At 70.4% G+C, this 15,563-nt stretch carries 12 protein-coding genes; 3 read left to right on the plus strand and 9 right to left on the minus strand.

All coding sequences use genetic code 11. From position 1 onward, the window contains the following. The 4 genes from ABEA46_RS17910 to ABEA46_RS17925 form a co-directional block, all read right to left on the minus strand. A partial coding sequence (locus tag ABEA46_RS17910) for an aspartate ammonia-lyase (RefSeq protein WP_345546460.1) occupies window positions 1-1,465 on the minus strand: 1,465 nt, incomplete at its 3' end. A gap of 149 nt (window positions 1,466-1,614) precedes the next feature. Continuing rightward, window positions 1,615-2,523 carry a phosphodiesterase gene (locus ABEA46_RS17915; RefSeq protein WP_345546463.1) on the minus strand — a complete coding sequence of 303 codons (909 nt, stop codon included), beginning with the start codon at window positions 2,521-2,523 and terminating at the stop codon, window positions 1,615-1,617. Window positions 2,524-2,566: 43 nt separating this feature from the next. Further along, window positions 2,567-2,899, minus strand: coding sequence for a peptidase (locus tag ABEA46_RS17920; RefSeq protein WP_345546464.1), 333 nt, complete (start codon window positions 2,897-2,899; stop codon window positions 2,567-2,569). After that, window positions 2,896-4,260 carry an inorganic phosphate transporter gene (locus ABEA46_RS17925; RefSeq protein ID WP_345546465.1) on the minus strand — a complete coding sequence of 455 codons (1,365 nt, stop codon included), beginning with the start codon at window positions 4,258-4,260 and terminating at the stop codon, window positions 2,896-2,898. The genes ABEA46_RS17920 and ABEA46_RS17925 overlap by 4 nt, the downstream gene beginning before the upstream one ends. 157 nt (window positions 4,261-4,417) lie before the next feature. Between ABEA46_RS17925 and ABEA46_RS17930 the strand changes: the two genes are divergently transcribed. After that, window positions 4,418-6,562, plus strand: coding sequence for a S9 family peptidase (locus ABEA46_RS17930; protein ID WP_425563215.1), 2,145 nt, complete (start codon window positions 4,418-4,420; stop codon window positions 6,560-6,562). Between the two features lie 564 nt (window positions 6,563-7,126). Then, window positions 7,127-7,912, plus strand: a complete 786-nt coding sequence (locus tag ABEA46_RS17935; protein WP_345546466.1) for a hypothetical protein — start codon at window positions 7,127-7,129, stop codon at window positions 7,910-7,912. 266 nt (window positions 7,913-8,178) lie between these two features. Here the strand turns inward: ABEA46_RS17935 and ABEA46_RS17940 are convergent, their stop codons facing one another. From ABEA46_RS17940 to coaBC, 5 genes are all read right to left on the minus strand, one after another. Beyond that, entirely contained in the window at window positions 8,179-9,207 is a 1,029-nt protein-coding gene (locus tag ABEA46_RS17940) for an ATP-dependent 6-phosphofructokinase (RefSeq protein ID WP_345546468.1), read from the minus strand. A 114-nt stretch (window positions 9,208-9,321) separates the two neighbouring features. Further along, a complete protein-coding gene (locus tag ABEA46_RS17945; RefSeq protein ID WP_345546470.1) occupies window positions 9,322-11,475 on the minus strand; it encodes a DEAD/DEAH box helicase in 2,154 nt (717 codons plus the stop codon). 236 nt (window positions 11,476-11,711) lie between these two features. Continuing rightward, window positions 11,712-12,368 (minus strand): hypothetical protein, encoded by a 657-nt coding sequence (locus tag ABEA46_RS17950; protein ID WP_345546472.1) that lies wholly within the window; start codon window positions 12,366-12,368, stop codon window positions 11,712-11,714. Between the two features lie 133 nt (window positions 12,369-12,501). Then, entirely contained in the window at window positions 12,502-13,398 is an 897-nt protein-coding gene (locus ABEA46_RS17955) for a glycerophosphodiester phosphodiesterase (RefSeq protein ID WP_345546474.1), read from the minus strand. A 78-nt stretch (window positions 13,399-13,476) separates the two neighbouring features. Beyond that, the gene (gene coaBC / locus ABEA46_RS17960) at window positions 13,477-14,715 is read right to left on the minus strand and encodes a bifunctional phosphopantothenoylcysteine decarboxylase/phosphopantothenate--cysteine ligase CoaBC (protein ID WP_345546475.1); all 1,239 of its coding nucleotides are present in this window, start codon (window positions 14,713-14,715) and stop codon (window positions 13,477-13,479) included. A gap of 64 nt (window positions 14,716-14,779) precedes the next feature. Between coaBC and ABEA46_RS17965 the strand changes: the two genes are divergently transcribed. Further along, complete coding sequence (locus ABEA46_RS17965) at window positions 14,780-15,496, plus strand: NRDE family protein (protein ID WP_345546476.1); 717 nt, start codon at window positions 14,780-14,782, stop codon at window positions 15,494-15,496. Window positions 15,497-15,563 lie beyond the last annotated feature (67 nt).

Genomic DNA, 15,563 nt, shown 5'->3' on the forward strand with positions numbered 1-15,563 from the left:
TGTCGGACGAGACGATGTCTTCGGCGGCCTGCACGATCGGGATCGCGGCGGTCACCGTCTCCAGGCCCGACAGGCGGGCAGGCGACAGCTGCTTGGCGACCTCGTCGCTCGACATCAGCCCGGCCTCGACGACGAGGTCGGCGACGCTGCGGCCGGTCAGCAGGGCGGTCTTGGCGAGGGCGGCAGCCGCCGCGTAGCCGATGAACGGGGTCAGCGCCGTGATGACTCCGACCGACGATCCGACCATCGCACCCAGGCGCTCGCGATTGGCGGTGATGCCGTCCACGCAGTTGACGCGCAGCGTGTACATCGCCTGGCGCAGCCACGTGATCGACTGGAAGATCGAGTGCGCGATCACCGGCTCGAACGCGTTCAGCTGCAGCTGGCCGCCCTCGACCGCCATCGTGACTGTCGCGTCGGCGCCGACGACCGAGAAGGCGACCTGGTTCACGACCTCGGGGATGACCGGGTTCACCTTGCCGGGCATGATGCTGGAGCCCGCCTGCATCGCGGGCAGGTTGATCTCGCCCAGACCCGCCTGCGGACCGGACGACAGCAGTCGCAGGTCGTTGCAGATCTTCGACAGCTTGATCGCGTTGCGCTTGAGCGACGACGAGAACGACATGAATGAGCCGGTGTCGCTCGTGGCCTCGACGAGGTCGGTCGCCGTGGCGAGGTCGAGACCCGAGATCTCGCGCAGGTGGCGCAGCACCGCTGGCGCGTAGGCCGGATGCGTCGTGATGCCGGTGCCGATGGCGGTGGCGCCCATGTTGACCTCGTACAGCAGGTACGCGTTCTCGGTGAGGCGCTGGTGGTCGTATCCCAGGGTGGTCGCGAATCCGTGGAACTCCTGGCCGAGGGTCATCGGCACGGCGTCCTGCAGCTGGGTGCGGCCGACCTTCAGCACGTCGTGGAACTCCACAGCCTTGGCCAGGAACGACTGGCGCAGCAGGTCGAGCTCATCCAGCAGCGTGACGAGGTCGAGGCCGAGCCCCACCTTGATCGCCGTCGGGTAGACGTCGTTGGTCGACTGGCTGCGGTTCGTGTCGTCGATCGGCGACAGGAAGGCGTAGTCGCCCTTCTCCCGGCCGGCGAGCTCGAGCGCGATGTTGGTGATGACCTCGTTCGCGTTCATGTTGGTCGACGTGCCGGCGCCGCCCTGGATGACGCCGACCACGAACTGGTCGTGGAACTGTCCGTCGATGACGAGTTGGGCGGCACGGTCGATGAGGTCGGCCTTCGCGGGATCGAGCACCCCGATCTCGCGGTTGGCGCGGGCAGAGGCCTGCTTGACCATCGCGAGACCGCGCACCAGGTCGGGGTAGACCGAGATGGGGCGCTTCGAGATCGGGAAGTTCTCCAGCGCGCGAAGCGTGTGGATGCCCCAGTACGCGTCGGCGGGGATCTCTTTGGATCCCAGGGAATCGGTCTCGATGCGGGTTCGCGTCATTGCGTCCAGAGCCATGTATGCAGTCCTCGTGGGTCGTTCACAGCGGTGTGCGGGGTTGCTTCGACCCTACCCGCGTGCGGGATGCCCGGGGCTGTACAGGGCGTACACCCAGTGCGTTCGCACCGTACGTCGGGGAGATCCGAGCGGGGCGCGCTCCAGCGGCCTCACCGACGCTTGCGCGAGAACTCCTCGAGCCGCTGCTCGGGCGTGAGCCGGGCCATGTGCGCGGTCCACTCCGGCGAGAAGAAGTCGGCTGTCGCCGCGTCGACGACGGGCACGACGGCATGGGTGATGGTGTCGTCATACACGTGCACGAGGTGGAACGACTGACCGGCATCCATTCCGTTCACCTGCGTCGCAGGACGCGCGAGGTTCATCGTGTAGCAGGTGGCCGCCGCCACGCTCACCGGGACGCCCGCGAACATGCCGTTCGTGGAGTAGTGCAGGTGCCCCGCGAGGATCGCCCGCACATCGGTGCCGGCGATCGCCTCGGCGAACCTGCCCTGGTCGCGCAGCTCGAGGATGTCGAAGAAGGGGATGTGCGACGGCAGCGGCGGATGGTGCAGCGCGAGGATCGTGCCGAGCGCCGCCGGCGTCGCCAGCTCTCTGCGCAGCCACTCCAGCTGTGCGGTGTCGAGGTCGCCGTGGTGCCAGCCGGGCACCGTCGAGTCCAGCGCGATGAGCCGCAGACCGCCGAGGTCCCACACGCCGGTCACCGGCTCCTCCGTCGGCGTCGCGTCGAGCAGCTCGCGGCGCAGCGCGGGACGCTCGTCGTGGTTGCCGGCCACCCACACCACCGGCGCGCCCAGCCGCTCGGCGAACGGCTCGACCGCCTCGCGCAGCGCCCGGTACGCGTCGGGCTCGCCGAGGTCGGTCAGATCGCCCGTGAAGACGATCGCGTCGGGTCGGATGCCGGTGGCCTCTGCCGCGGCGAGTGTCTGGCGCAGATTCGCCGCCGTGTCGTAGCGGCCGCCGAGCGGCGGGTTGCCGGCCAGCAGGTGCGTGTCGCTGATGTGCAGGATCGTCCGCCGCGCGGGCGGATGCTGGCCGAACTGGACGGGCGCGGAGACCATGCTCCCAGATTAGGCCGTGGCCCCGACGCCCGTGCGGGCGGACTCAGTGCCCGAAGACGATGAGCAGCAGGCCGCCCAGCACGGCGAGCCCGCACATCCCGAACGACGCATAGGCGCCGACGAGCGCGAGCTGCTTCTGACCGTCGGTGAGCGGCGATTTCTTCGCCGCCTTCGCCGCGGCCTTCTCCGCCCGCCGCGCCTCCTTCTCGGAGATCACGGTGATGGCGTCGGTGAACTCCGCCGGGGCGACCACCGGGGCGCGGCCCGCGCGCACCAGCAGCCGCACCGCGACGGCGTAGAAGCCCACGACGAGCAGCGACGCGATGAGGGCTGCCACGAACACCTGGACGAAGGCGAGCCAGTCGATGTCGATCACTTCTTGTCGCCTCCCTTGCCCGGACGCGATGCCGCCTTGGCTGCGGCCTCGGCCTTCGACCGCTCCCCCGCGGCCTTCGCGTCGGCCTTCGCCTTCGCCTTCGCCTCGGCCTTGGCCTTGGCCTTGGCCGCGGCCTCCTGCTCGGCACGCACGCGGGCCTCTTCCCGAGCGATGCGGCGCTGACGGCGGGTGGGCGGCGGGTTGCGCTTGACCTTGACGGCCAGGCCCGAGTCGGCGACCTCGCTCATCGCGTTGCTCGCCGTGACGGCGTCCCGGCGCGAGCGCAGGAACAGCCCGACGATGATGACGACCGCGAGGATCGCGTCCACCAGGACGCCCCAGCCGCCGAACCACGTGACGATGAGGGCGGCGACCGCGCCGACGGCGCCCGCGGCGGGGAGCGTGAGCAGCCAGCCGATCGCGATGCGGCCGACGGTGCGCCAGCGCACGGTCGAGCCGCGGCGGCCGAGGCCCGAGCCGATGACGGAGCCGGACGCGACCTGCGTCGTCGACAGCGCGAAGCCGAAGTAGCTGGAGGCGAGGATGGTCGACGCCGTCGCGGTCTCGGCCGAGAAGCCCTGAGCCGGCTTGACGTCGGTGAGGCCCTTGCCGAGGGTGCGGATGATGCGCCAGCCGCCGACGTACGTGCCGAGGGCGATCGCGAACGCACACGCGAAGACGACCCACGTGTACGGGTCCTCCTGGGACGAGCTCTGCCAGCCGGCGACGATGAGCGTCAGGGTGATGACTCCCATCGTCTTCTGCGCGTCGTTGGTGCCGTGGGCGAGCGCGACGAGCGACGAGGTGAAGATCTGACCCCAGCGGAAGCCGTCGCGGCCGTCCGGCTTGCTGTCGTAGCGCCGCGTGAGCACGTAGGCCAGGCGCGTCGCGGCGAACGCGATGAGTCCGGCGGTGAACGGCGCGATCACGGCGGGGAGCACGACCTTGCCGAGCACCTCGCCGAAGTTGATCGACGACAGCGACATCGTGCCGACGATGGTGGCGCCGATGAGGCCGCCGAACAGCGCGTGCGACGAGCTCGACGGCAGACCGAGCAGCCACGTGAGCATGTTCCACGTGATGGCGCCGATGAGGCCGGCGAAAATGATCGGGAGCATCTCCGCACTGGATATGGCGTCTTCGTTGATGATGCCGTGCGAGATCGTCTTCGAGACCTCGGTCGACAGGAACGCGCCGACGAGGTTCAGGCAGGCTGCGAGCAGCACCGCCACCTTGGGCTTGAGCGCACCGGTCGCGATCGGCGTCGCCATCGCGTTCGCGGTGTCGTGGAAGCCGTTCGTGAAGTCGAAGAAGAGCGCGAGAGCGATGACCAGAACGACGATCAGGGCTGCGGTTTCCACCGTTCGCTTTCCGAGAGGGAGTGGGAGAAGGAAGTGCCGACGGAATCGGCGCGACGAACGAAGAGTTCACCTGGACTTAAGGAACCGGCAACCGGCCACGAGAATCCTACAACGCCGAACTGTCGATCCACTCGACCGCAGAAGCTAGCGTGGAACGGTGACTCTCAGCGATTCCGCACCCGCCCCGTCCACGCCTGACGACGGCATCCGTCCTCCCGTCGCGGCGGTCCGCCGGACGATCCGCTCGCACCACGGCGACGACGTCGAAGACCGCTATGAATGGTTCCGCGCGAGAGAGGACGCGGAGGTCGTCGCACACCTCGAGGCCGAGAACGCCTACACCCACGAGCGCACGGCGCACCTCGAGGGTCTGCGCGAGCGCATCTACGACGAGATCAAGGGCCGCACGCTCGAGACCGACCTGTCGGTGCCCACCCGTCGCGGCGACTGGTGGTACTACGGGCGCACTCTCGAAGGCAAGCAGTACGGCATCCAGTGCCGCGCTCCCCTGGCCTCGCCCGACGACTGGACCCCGCCGTCGCTGTCGGCCGACGCCGACGTGCCGGGCGAGCAGATCCTGCTCGACAGCAACGTCGAGGCGGAGGGCAACGAGTTCTTCTCGCTCGGCAGCTTCGAGGTCTCGAACGACGCACGTCTCATGCTGTACGGCGTCGACGTCGCCGGCGATGAGCGCTACACGGTGCGTGTACGCGACCTCGAGACCGGGGCCGATCTGCCCGACGTCATCCCCGACACGTTCGCCGGCGCGACGTTCTCGCCCGACGGCCGCTTCATCGTCTACACGACCGTCGACGACGCCTGGCGCCCCGACACCGTGTGGCTGCACGAGCTGGGCACGCCCGTCGAGGACGACGCGAAGCTCTTCCACGAGCCCGACGAGAAGTACTGGGTGGGCGCCGGCTTCACCCGCAGCGACCGGTTCCTGGTGATCGGCCTCGGCTCGTCGATCACGAGCGAGGAATGGCTGCTGGACGCCGACGACCTGCGTGGCGAGCCGCGCGTGGTGTGGCCGCGCGTCGAGGGCGTCGAGTACGACTCCGAGCACGCCGTCGTCGACGGCCAGGACGTGCTGTTCATCCTGCACAACGACGGAGCACTGGACTTCGAGCTCGTCCGGGTCGCGGCATCCGATCCCTCCGGTTCACGTTCGGTCGTGATTGCGCATCGTCCGGGCGAGCGTCTGCTGGGCGTCTCGACGTTCCGCGACTGGGGAGTCGTCGGCTACCGCCGCGGCGGCCTCGCGCGCCTGGGCATGCTGTCGTACGCCGACGGCGCCGTCGACGAGCTCGAGTTCGACGAACCGCTGTACTCGGTCGGCACCGGCGGCAACCCGGAGTGGGCGCCCCCGCTGCTGCGCGTGGTGTTCGGCTCGTTCATCACCCCCGCGACCGTCTACGACCTCGATGTCGCGACCCGCGAACTGCACCTGCGCAAGCGTCAGCCCGTGCTCGGCGGCTACGAGTCGTCGGAGTACGCCCAGGAGCGTGTGTGGGCGACCGCGCAGGACGGCACGCAGATCCCGATCTCGCTCGTCTACAAGCGATCGTTCGGCGATGCCGGCGTCGCACCCCGCCCCGTGCACCTCTACGGCTACGGCTCGTACGAGCACTCGATCGAGCCCGGCTTCTCGGTGCCTCGGCTGTCGGAGCTCGACCGCGGCGTCGTGTTCGCCGTCGCGCACGTGCGCGGCGGCGGTGAGATGGGGCGCCAGTGGTACGAGGACGGCAAGCTGCTGCACAAGCGCAACACGTTCACCGACTTCGTCGACTGCGCGCTGCACCTCATCGATCACCGCTACACGACCGCGTCGCAGCTCGTCGCCGAGGGCGGGTCCGCGGGCGGCCTGCTGATGGGCGCCGTCGCGAACATCGCGCCCGAGCTGTTCGCCGGCGTGCTCGCCGACGTGCCGTTCGTCGATGCGCTCACCACGATCCTCGACCCCTCTCTCCCCCTCACCGTGATCGAGTGGGACGAATGGGGCGACCCGCTGCACGACGCCGACGTCTACGCGTACATGAAGTCGTACACGCCGTACGAGAACGTGCGTTCCGATGTGCAGTACCCGCGGATCCTCGCGGTGACCTCGCTCAACGACACCCGCGTGCTGTACGTCGAGCCGGCCAAGTGGGTGGCGCGCCTGCGCGAGGTCGGCGCCGACGCGCTCCTCAAGTGCGAGATGGTCGCCGGCCACGGCGGCGTCTCGGGCCGCTACAACGCGTGGCGCGAGCGGGCGTTCGAGCTGGCCTGGCTGCTGGACGTCCTCGGCGTCGCCGACGCCTGACCCGCTGCCCGCAGACCGGACGATGCGCTCGGGGGCCCGGGGCATGGTGAATCCTGAGGGGTGAGCGGATGCCTCGGCCGCCTCGTGCGGGCGGGCCGAGGCATCCACTTCCCTGACATCGGTGCCGACGCGTCAGCGAAACTCGACAGTCGCGGCCCGCAAAGCGCCCACTTGTCGGACGCAGGCCTAGGCTGTCCGATTTCTCGGCACCGCGAGTTCGCCGATCAACGAATCGTCTGACACACGACTCGGTGCGTCTGAGAACCAGTCGCGCGACGGTTCCTCCCCACCGACATCCCGGGGCTCCGGCGTCGCGCGTTGTGCACAATCGCGGAGAATCCACCTCACCATCTCGTCTCGCGGGGGCTTTCTGGATGCATGTCCCGACCACGCCCCCTGCCCGCGGATCTCGCTGCTCGCCCGTTCTCCGTCGCAGAAGCGCGACAAGCGGGCGTCACCGATGCACGCCTGCGGGCGTCCGATCTCCGGGCGCCGACTCGCGGGGTTCGCACGACTCGCACCGACGTCGAGCCGATCGCCGCCGATGAGAGCGCATCCGAGCGGATGACGCGGCTGAGGAACGACCTGCACCGGCGCGCGACGGAGATCGCCCCCGTACTTCTTGCGGGTCAGTTCTTCAGCCACGACACAGGACTCTCGCTCGCCGGAGCGCCACTGCCGTTCACGACGAGCGACAGCCGTTCCCTGCACGTATCGGCACGGCGGCCTGCCGCACAGCCGGAACGCGCCGGCGTCATCGGGCACCGCTTGCAGCGACGCGCACCTGCACCGTGGCGCGCCCAGGGACTGCCCATCGAGCATCCCGCCAGGCTGTGGCGTCAGGTCGCCCCGATGTGGGACCTCGATGACCTCATCGCCGCGGGTGACTTCCTCGTCAGCCCGCGCCGAGGGCTGCTCTCGCTGGACGATCTGCGGTACGAGCTCTCGGATGCCGGGGATGTGACCGGCAGGCGCCTCGCTCGCGCACTCGATGAGATCCGTGTGGGTGCCGAGACGGCCGAAGAGACGAAGCTGCGGCTGCATCTCACCCGGGCGGGCCTGCCCGAACCCGAACTGAACTGGACGCTGCGCGCACCCGACGGACGTTTCGTGGCTCGTCTCGACCTCGCCTACCCGAAGTATCGCGTCGCGCCGGAACACGATGGTCGAACGCACGCGTTCGACGAGAAGCAATACGCGCGCGATGCGGACCGGTGGGACGACATCCGCAAGCAGGGATGGGAGCACATCCGGATCCTCAGCCATCACATGCGACCCGATCCCTGGGTGGCGATCGAACGCGTCAGCGAAGCGCTCTGGAACGCTGGATGGCGCCCTGGGCGTTCCTGACGGTCCACGTTCCGCGGCGGCGCCCATTGCGGAACTTGCGCAGCTTCCCTGACATCCGACACCGGAGGTCCGGAAGATCGCTGCCGACCGTGCCTTCAACTGCCACTTCTCTGACATGCCGCTCACGCCGTCAGGGAATCTGCCTCTGCACTGCGTCCAGGCGACTCCTCCCCTGACATGCGGTGTCCAGCGTCAGACGCACTGACGGCGCAGACAGCGAGAGAGTGGATGCCTCGGCCCGAGGCATCCACTCTCTCGAAGGTCGATCAGCCGAAGAGCGCGGCGGCCTCTTCGTAGCGGTACAGGGGCACGGTGTTGAGTTCGCCGAGCGCGTCGGCGAACGGGACGCGGACGATGTCGGTGCCGCGCATGGCGACCATCTGGCCCCACGCGCCGTCGACGACGGCGTCCGCGGCGTGGAGGCCGAGGCGCGTCGCGAGCACGCGATCGAAGCCCGAGGGCGAGCCGCCGCGCTGGATGTGGCCGAGCACGGTGGAACGGGTCTCGATGCCCGTCAGGCGCTCGATCTCGGGCGCGAGCACCTCGCCGATGCCGCCGAGGCGGGGGCGGTTGAACGCGTCGAGGCCCTTGTCGCTGTAGGCCTCGTCCATGCCGGTGAGGGTGAAGCCCTCCGACACGACGACCAGCGGCGCGCGACCGCGGTCGTGGGCCTTCGTGACGAGATCGGCGACCTCGTCGATCGACATCGGCACCTCGGGGATGCAGATCGCGTGGGCACCGGCGGCCATGCCCGCGTGCAGGGCGATCCAGCCGACGTGGCGGCCCATGACCTCGGCGACCATACAGCGCTGGTGCGAGTCGCCGGTCGTGCGCAGGCGGTCCATCGCGTCGGTGGCGATGTTGACGGCGGTGTCGAAGCCGAACGAGTAGTCGGTGGCGCGCAGGTCGTTGTCGATCGTCTTCGGCACGCCGAGCACGTTGATGCCGTCGTTGGAGAGCCGGTTGGCGGCCGCGAGGGTGCCCTCGCCGCCGATCGCGATGATGCCGTCGAGACGGTGGCCGTACATCGTCTTGGCGATGTTCTCGGCGCCGCCGCGCGGACCCTCGTACGGGTTGGTGCGCGAGGTGCCCAGGATCGTGCCGCCGACCTTCGAGAGGCCCTTGACCTCGTGACGGGTCAGCGGGAAGAAGTCGCCGTCGACGACGCCGCGCCAGCCGTCGCGGATGCCGACGAACTCGAGGTCATAGGTCGTCGTGCCCTTGAGCACGACGCCGCGGATGACCGCGTTGAGTCCGGGACAATCGCCGCCACTCGTCAGGATGCCGATCTTCATTGCTGTGTTCCTCGCTGGTCGGTGAAGAGGGACGGCGACGCTGCCTCACCTGACCTTAGTGCCGGATGCCGCGACCTGCCACACGGCGAGGTCACGGCATCCGTCCGACGCGGACTACGCCGCGCCGAGCGCCTGACGCAGCAGGTGCATGAGCGCCGACAGCTGCACCGAGTCGCTCGACTGCGGGTCGACGGCCTCGCCGTCCAGGGCGCGAGCCGCGAGGCCCTGCTTCGAGTCGATCAGCTCGGCGATCTTGGTGTCGATCGTGTGCGCGGCGATGATGCGCCACGCCGTGACGGGCTCGTCCTGGCCGATGCGGTGCACGCGGTCGATCGCCTGCGTCTGCTCGGCGGCCGTCCACGACAGCTCGGCGAGCACGACGTTGGACGATGCCTGCATGTTCACGCCCACGCCGGCGGCGGTCAGCGAACAGACCGCGATGCCGACCTCGGGGTCGTTGTTGAACGCGTCGATCGCCTGCTGGCGGGCGGTCGCCGCCTGGTCGCCGCGCAGCGAGACCGTCTTCAGGCCGGCCGCGGCGAAGTGCGCCTCGGCAGCATCCATCACATCGATGTGCTTTGCGAAGAACACGACCTTGCCGACCGAGCGCTGCAGCTGCACCGCGTAGTCGGCGGCGAGCACCGCCTTGGCCTGGCCGATCTTGCGGACCATCGTGAACACGTTCTCGGAGCCCGTGCCGGCGGCCTTGGACTCTTCGAGCTCGTTGTGGGCCACCAGACGCACGATGTCGTCGTCGATCTCGCCGGGCGCGAGACCGCGGTCGCCGCGCGCCTCGATGATGCGGCGGTACTTCGCGGCCAGACGGTCGCCGAGCTCGCGCTCGGCCTGGCGGATCGAGCGGCCGAACTCGTCGTCCAGCTCGACGGGCAGGTCGGCGATGAGCTTGTCTGGCAGGTCGGTGGCGACGTCCTTCTTGCGACGGCGCACGATGCCCATCGAGATGACCGCCTCGCGCGCCTCGGGGTAGAACGACTTGTCGGCGGGGGTGAGCCCCGTCTCGTCGAGCTTGTCCATGAGCACGGGACCCGGCTTCTCGCCGTTCGTCCAGCCGAGGAAGCGCCAGATCGCGTCGAAGTCCTCGACGTCGTTGATGAGCGGCGTTCCGGTCAGGGCCAGCAGCAGCGGGTTCGGCACCTGCTCGCGGATGCGGTTCGCGAGCGCCAGCACGTTCTGCGAGCGCTGCGAGGTGAGGTTCTTGATGAAGTGCGCCTCGTCGACGACGAGCCCCTTGAGCCCGATCGAGCTCAGCCACGCCAGGTGGCGGTCGAGGATTTCGTAGTTGACGATGAACACGTCGGCGAACGCGTCGATCGCCTCGCCGTCGCCCTGGATGACGGTCGCGCGCCGCTGCGGCGTCCACCGCTCGACCTCGCGCGCCCAGTTCATCTTGACCACGTTGGGGACGACGGCCAGCAGCGGGTACGCATTCGCGACGGATGCCGCCAGCACCGACTCCGCGGTCTTGCCGAGGCCGGGCTCGTCTGCCAGCAGGAACGTGCGGTGCCCGGCGCGCACGGCTTCGAGGAACCGCGACTGGTGCGGCATGACCTCGAGTCCTCGCGGCGACAGCCTGTCGAACTCGGGCACGGGAGGCAGCTCCATCGTGGCGCTGCCGCCGCCCGCCCCGGTCTCGAACGCCTTGTAGAGCGGACCCATGAGCTCCCAGCTGTCCAGGCGCCGACGCGGCGTCTGCTTGGGAGCGCGCATGGTGAGGTCGGGCGCGAGGAACGGGTTCGACTCGCGGCGCGCCTCGACCTGCGGCGGCACGACCTGACGCTCGGCGAGCGCGGCCGGCACGACTGTCGCGGCGACCGGGGCGACGTCGGTGATGATGAGCTCGTCGGGGGCGAGTTCGGCGCCCGACTCGAGCAGCCAGTCGCGGCGCATGCGGCGCGCGACCGGAGAGGTGGCCTGGTCGACCTCGAGCAGCTGGATGAGCGACGTGTCGCGCGCGGCGGTCTTGGCGAGGATCGTCGCGACGCCGTCGAGGCGCTTGAGCAGTTCGGCGCGAGCGGCGTCGGTCAGCGACGTGTCGCCCTTGACGCGGGCGCGCTCCTCGCGCACCAGGAACGCGATGACCTGGAACTTGACGCGATTGGTGGGCCCGAGCTTGCCGCGCTGCGCCTTGGCCTCGACCTCGCGCACCTTGCGGGCGAGGATCGGGATGATGGGGGCCTCGTCGTCGCGGCGCGAGGACGAGGTCTTGCGGCGCCGCTGCGCCGTCTGGGCGGGTGCCGTGGTCGGCATGCTCCTCCTGAGCGTGAGTGCCGGAACGGGACCGGCGATGATCGGATGACACCGATGGTGATGCGTGCTCCCGCGGGCGGCGCGAACGCCGTCGCGAACGCGGGATCAGGGCCGGACTCGGGCGGTCGCGGGCACTCGCTTCTGCGAGCTGCGACGTCGCCTCAGAACTTCCCCGCTATCCATTCTAGGGGAAGACACCGGTCCACAGTGAGGACGAACTGCACAAACACGCCGGTTCAGCCCCAGAGTGTCGCCACGACGTCCTCGGTGTAGCCCTGGGGCGCGAAGTTGATCCACGCCGTGGTGACCAGCGCCTTGTCGCCGATGTAGTGCGTCTCGCCCCGGGTGTAGGGGTTGTCGTCGAGCGTCACGCCCGACTGCTGGATGCGGCACACCGTCCCGTCGCCGAGCGGCTCGCACCCGAAGCCGGCCGACTGCAGCGCGGATTGGACCGTCGCGCCCTGCGCGGCGTCGATCGTGGTGATGTTGGTGGCGAGGCCGTACTCGCTCGGCTTGCCCCACGAGCAGCGCAGCGTGGCCGCACCGCTGTGGACGATCTCGAGCACGTCGGCGTTCTCGCTCGACAGCATCGTCACACCGGGATCGTTCAGCGGCGGGTTCGCCGACTGCAGCTGGGCGAGCATGGCGGGCGAGTAGATCTCTTCGCACGACTGCGGCATCTCGAACCCGGCCTGCGGCTTGTCGGTCGGCGAGATCGACGGGTCGGGCGTGGGCGTCTTGATCTGCAGCGTCGGCGTGTTCGACGGCACGTCGCCCGGCGTCGAGGTGGCGCCGGGCCCCGGCTCGGGGCGACACCCGGTGGCGGCGCCGGCGATGAGCAGCAGTGCGGCGACGCCGACCGCGAGGCGCGGCATCCTGATCCGTCCGGTCATCACGCCTCCGCTTCGCCGTGGGCCCCGTGATCGAGACTAACGACGAAGACCGGTGGATGCCGCCCCCCACGCCGCACGAGCGGCCCGGCACGGGCCGGTCAGGGCACGGCCGGTCAGGGCGCGAACCCGACGGTCACGGACCGGCGTAGGCGCTCTGCCACTGCGACAGCGTGTGGGGGTCGTCGGTGACGATGCCGTCCACGCCGAGCGCGGTGACGGCATCCCACTGGGTGTCGCGGTTGAGCGTGTAGACGACGACACGGGCCCCGGCGGCGTGCAGCTCGTCGACGATGTCGGGCCGCGCGAGCACGGCCTTGCGGCTGACGACCACGCCGCGCGCGCCCGCCTCGGCGACAGCGCTCACGACGTCGGCGGGCAGCTGCTTGAGGATCAGCAGCCGCGACAGCACCCCCGACCCGCTCGCGGCGAGCGCCAGCGTTCGCGCGTCGAAGCTCGCGAAGGCGATCCGGCTCTCCAGGCCCCGTGCCGCGACCTCGGCGATGGCCGCGTCGAGGGCCGCGGCATCCCAGCTCCCCTTCAGCTCGACGATCGCCCGGCCTTTCGCGCCGGCGAGCGTGTCGAGGAACTCGGTGAGCGTCGGCACGGGCGTGCCTGCGTACGCCGGGTCGAACCAGCCGCCGGCGTCGAGCGCACGCACCTCGGCGAGGGTCAGGGACGAGAGGCGGCCGTGGCCGTTCGTGGTGCGGTCCACCGTGGCGTCGTGCATGAGCACGGGAGAGCGGTCGGCGGTGAGGGCGACGTCGACCTCGACGTAGTCGAAGCCGCTCGCGAGCGCGGCCGAGATGGCGGGCAGCGTGTTCTCGGGTGCGGTGGCCGCTCCCCCGCGATGACTCGCGATGAAGGCGGCCTCGCCGGGCGTGCGCTCGGCGCCGAGCAGCTCTCGTGAGCTCACGCGCGCGGGCGTCGCCCCGAGGAACGCGATGACGACGCTCGCGACGGCGAGCACGCACATGACGGACAGGGCGTGGATCCGATCGCGGGCGCGATCGGATACCGCGGAATCGGGCATCGGGCATGTCCTCCGGGTCTTGCGCCACGTCCTCGTCGACGTGGTGCGGACCACTCTACATGCGCCGTTACACTTTCGTTACTTTGGATTTGCGCGGGATTGGCGCACCGCGAGCACGGCGTCCCACAGCGCCTCGGCGACGTCGCGCTTGCTGCCGCGGCGTGCCGCGACGACCTCGCCCGCCGCGTCGATGACGGTCACGGCGTTGTCGGCCGATTCGAAGCCGCGCGACCAGCCGACCTCGTTCACCGCGAGCAGATCGGTGCCCTTGCGGGCGGCTTTGCGGCGGCCGCGGTCGAGCAGCGTCTCGCCCTCACCGGGCGTCTCGGCCGCGAAGCCGACGATCGTCTGGCCCTCGCGGCGGTGTCGCACCAGGCCGGCGAGGATGTCGGGGTTCTCGACGAGGTCCAACGTGATGCCGCCCTCGGGGGCGGCCTCCTTCGTGCGCTTGCGCGGCGACACCTCGGCGACGCGATAGTCCGCGACGGCCGCAGCCATGACGACGACATCGGCTGAGGTCGCCTCGGCCTCGACGGCCGTTCCCAGTTCGGCCGCGGTGCCGGCGGTCACGACCCGCACGTTCGGACGAGTGGATGCCTCCACCAGGACCCCCTCCTCGACATGCGCCGCCACGAGCACGACGTCCGCTCCGCGGTCCGCGGCGGCCAGCGCCACCGCGACGCCCTGCCGGCCGCTGGAGCGGTTGCCGATGAAGCGCACCGGGTCGATCGGCTCGCGCGTGCCGCCGGCGCTCACCACGACCCGCAGTTCCGCGAGGTCGGCGGGCGCGTCGGCCTCGACGGCGGCCAGCGCGGCTTCGAGCACGACCTCGGGCTCCGACATCCGGCCCGGCCCGCTGTCCCCGCCGGTCAGTTCGCCGTCCTCGGGGCCCACCACGATCACGCCGCGCTCGCGCAGCACGGCCATGTTGTGCACTGTCGCGGGGTGCCGCCACATCTCGGTGTGCATCGCCGGCGCCACGACGACCGGTGCCGTGGTGGCGAGTAGGGTCGTTCCGAGGAGGTCCTCCGCGATTCCCGCGGTCATCTTCGCCAGCGTGTTCGCCGTCGCGGGCGCCACGATCACGAGGTCGGCCGACTGGCCGAGCGAGACGTGACGCACGCGTGCGACGTCGTCGTGGACGGAGGTCGTCACGGGGTGGCGGCTGATCGCCTCCCACGTCGGGAGCCCCACGAACCGCAGGGCATCCTCCGTGGGGACGACATGCACGTCGTGCCCCGCCTTCACCAGCAGGCGCACGAGCTGCACCGTCTTGTAGGCGGCGATCCCGCCCGTGACCCCGACCACGACGAACACCCTCCGATCTTGGCACGAAGCCGGCCGCACGGCCCGCCAGACCGAAACACCCCAGGAGCCCCGCATGTGCACCGTCGTCATCCGCGTCCCGGAATCCGGCGATGAGCCCACGCGGGTGCTCGCGGTCCGCGACGAGGATCCGGCCCGGCCCTGGAACCCGCTCGGCCGGTGGTGGCCCGAGGCGCACGACGGCGTCGTGGGGGTGCGCGACGTGCGCGCCGGCGGCGCCTGGCTGGCCGCCGACCCCGCGGCGGGTCGCCTCGCGGTGCTGCTCAACCGGGCGGACATCGACACGCGTCCCGAATCCGAACTCGTGTCACGCGGCGGACTCGTGCTGGACGCGGTCGCCGGCCGCTCCCCCGCCGGCGCGCCGCCGACGCACGGCTTCAATCTCGTCGAGGTCGACGGCGGACGGGCGCGCGTGCTCATGTGGGACGGCGAGTCGCTGCGCACCGTCGAGCTCGCTCCCGGCACGCACATGATCGCGCACGACGACGTCGACGACCCCGCCACACCCCGCATCGCCCGCTGGCTCGGCGATTTCCGCGCGACGCCGCCCGCCGCCGCCGGAGAGTGGTGGATGCCGTGGGTCCAGGTGCTGGCCCGCTCGGCCGAACTCGCCCCGACCGACGACGACGCGATCATCCGCGACAACCGCCCCTACGGCTACCCGACCCTGTCGCTCCTCGCGTGCGTCGCCTCGGTCTCGGCGCACGACGTCGACGTCCACTACGGCGAGCTCGCCGAGCCCGGTCGGTGGGGCGGCCTGGAGCTGGGGTAGGCACGCTCCGCCATCCCGGTCGTTGAGCGGCGTTTCGTCCCGCTGCGCTCGCTCAACGAGCGATGCG

The organism is Microbacterium jejuense, assembly GCF_039544225.1.
GTDB lineage: Bacteria > Actinomycetota > Actinomycetes > Actinomycetales > Microbacteriaceae > Microbacterium > Microbacterium jejuense.

Bases quoted from the DNA above. Each gene is read 5' to 3' on its own strand.
- ABEA46_RS17915 (WP_345546463.1), bottom strand. From the start codon at position 2,523: ATGGTCTCCGCGCCCGTCCAGTTCGGCCAGCATCCGCCCGCGCGGCGG.
- ABEA46_RS17935 (WP_345546466.1), top strand. From the start codon at position 7,127: ATGACGCGGCTGAGGAACGACCTGCACCGGCGCGCGACGGAGATCGCC.
- ABEA46_RS17940 (WP_345546468.1), bottom strand. From the start codon at position 9,207: ATGAAGATCGGCATCCTGACGAGTGGCGGCGATTGTCCCGGACTCAAC.
- ABEA46_RS17945 (WP_345546470.1), bottom strand. From the start codon at position 11,475: ATGCCGACCACGGCACCCGCCCAGACGGCGCAGCGGCGCCGCAAGACC.
- ABEA46_RS17950 (WP_345546472.1), bottom strand. From the start codon at position 12,368: ATGACCGGACGGATCAGGATGCCGCGCCTCGCGGTCGGCGTCGCCGCA.
- ABEA46_RS17955 (WP_345546474.1), bottom strand. From the start codon at position 13,398: ATGCCCGATTCCGCGGTATCCGATCGCGCCCGCGATCGGATCCACGCC.
- ABEA46_RS17965 (WP_345546476.1), top strand. From the start codon at position 14,780: ATGTGCACCGTCGTCATCCGCGTCCCGGAATCCGGCGATGAGCCCACG.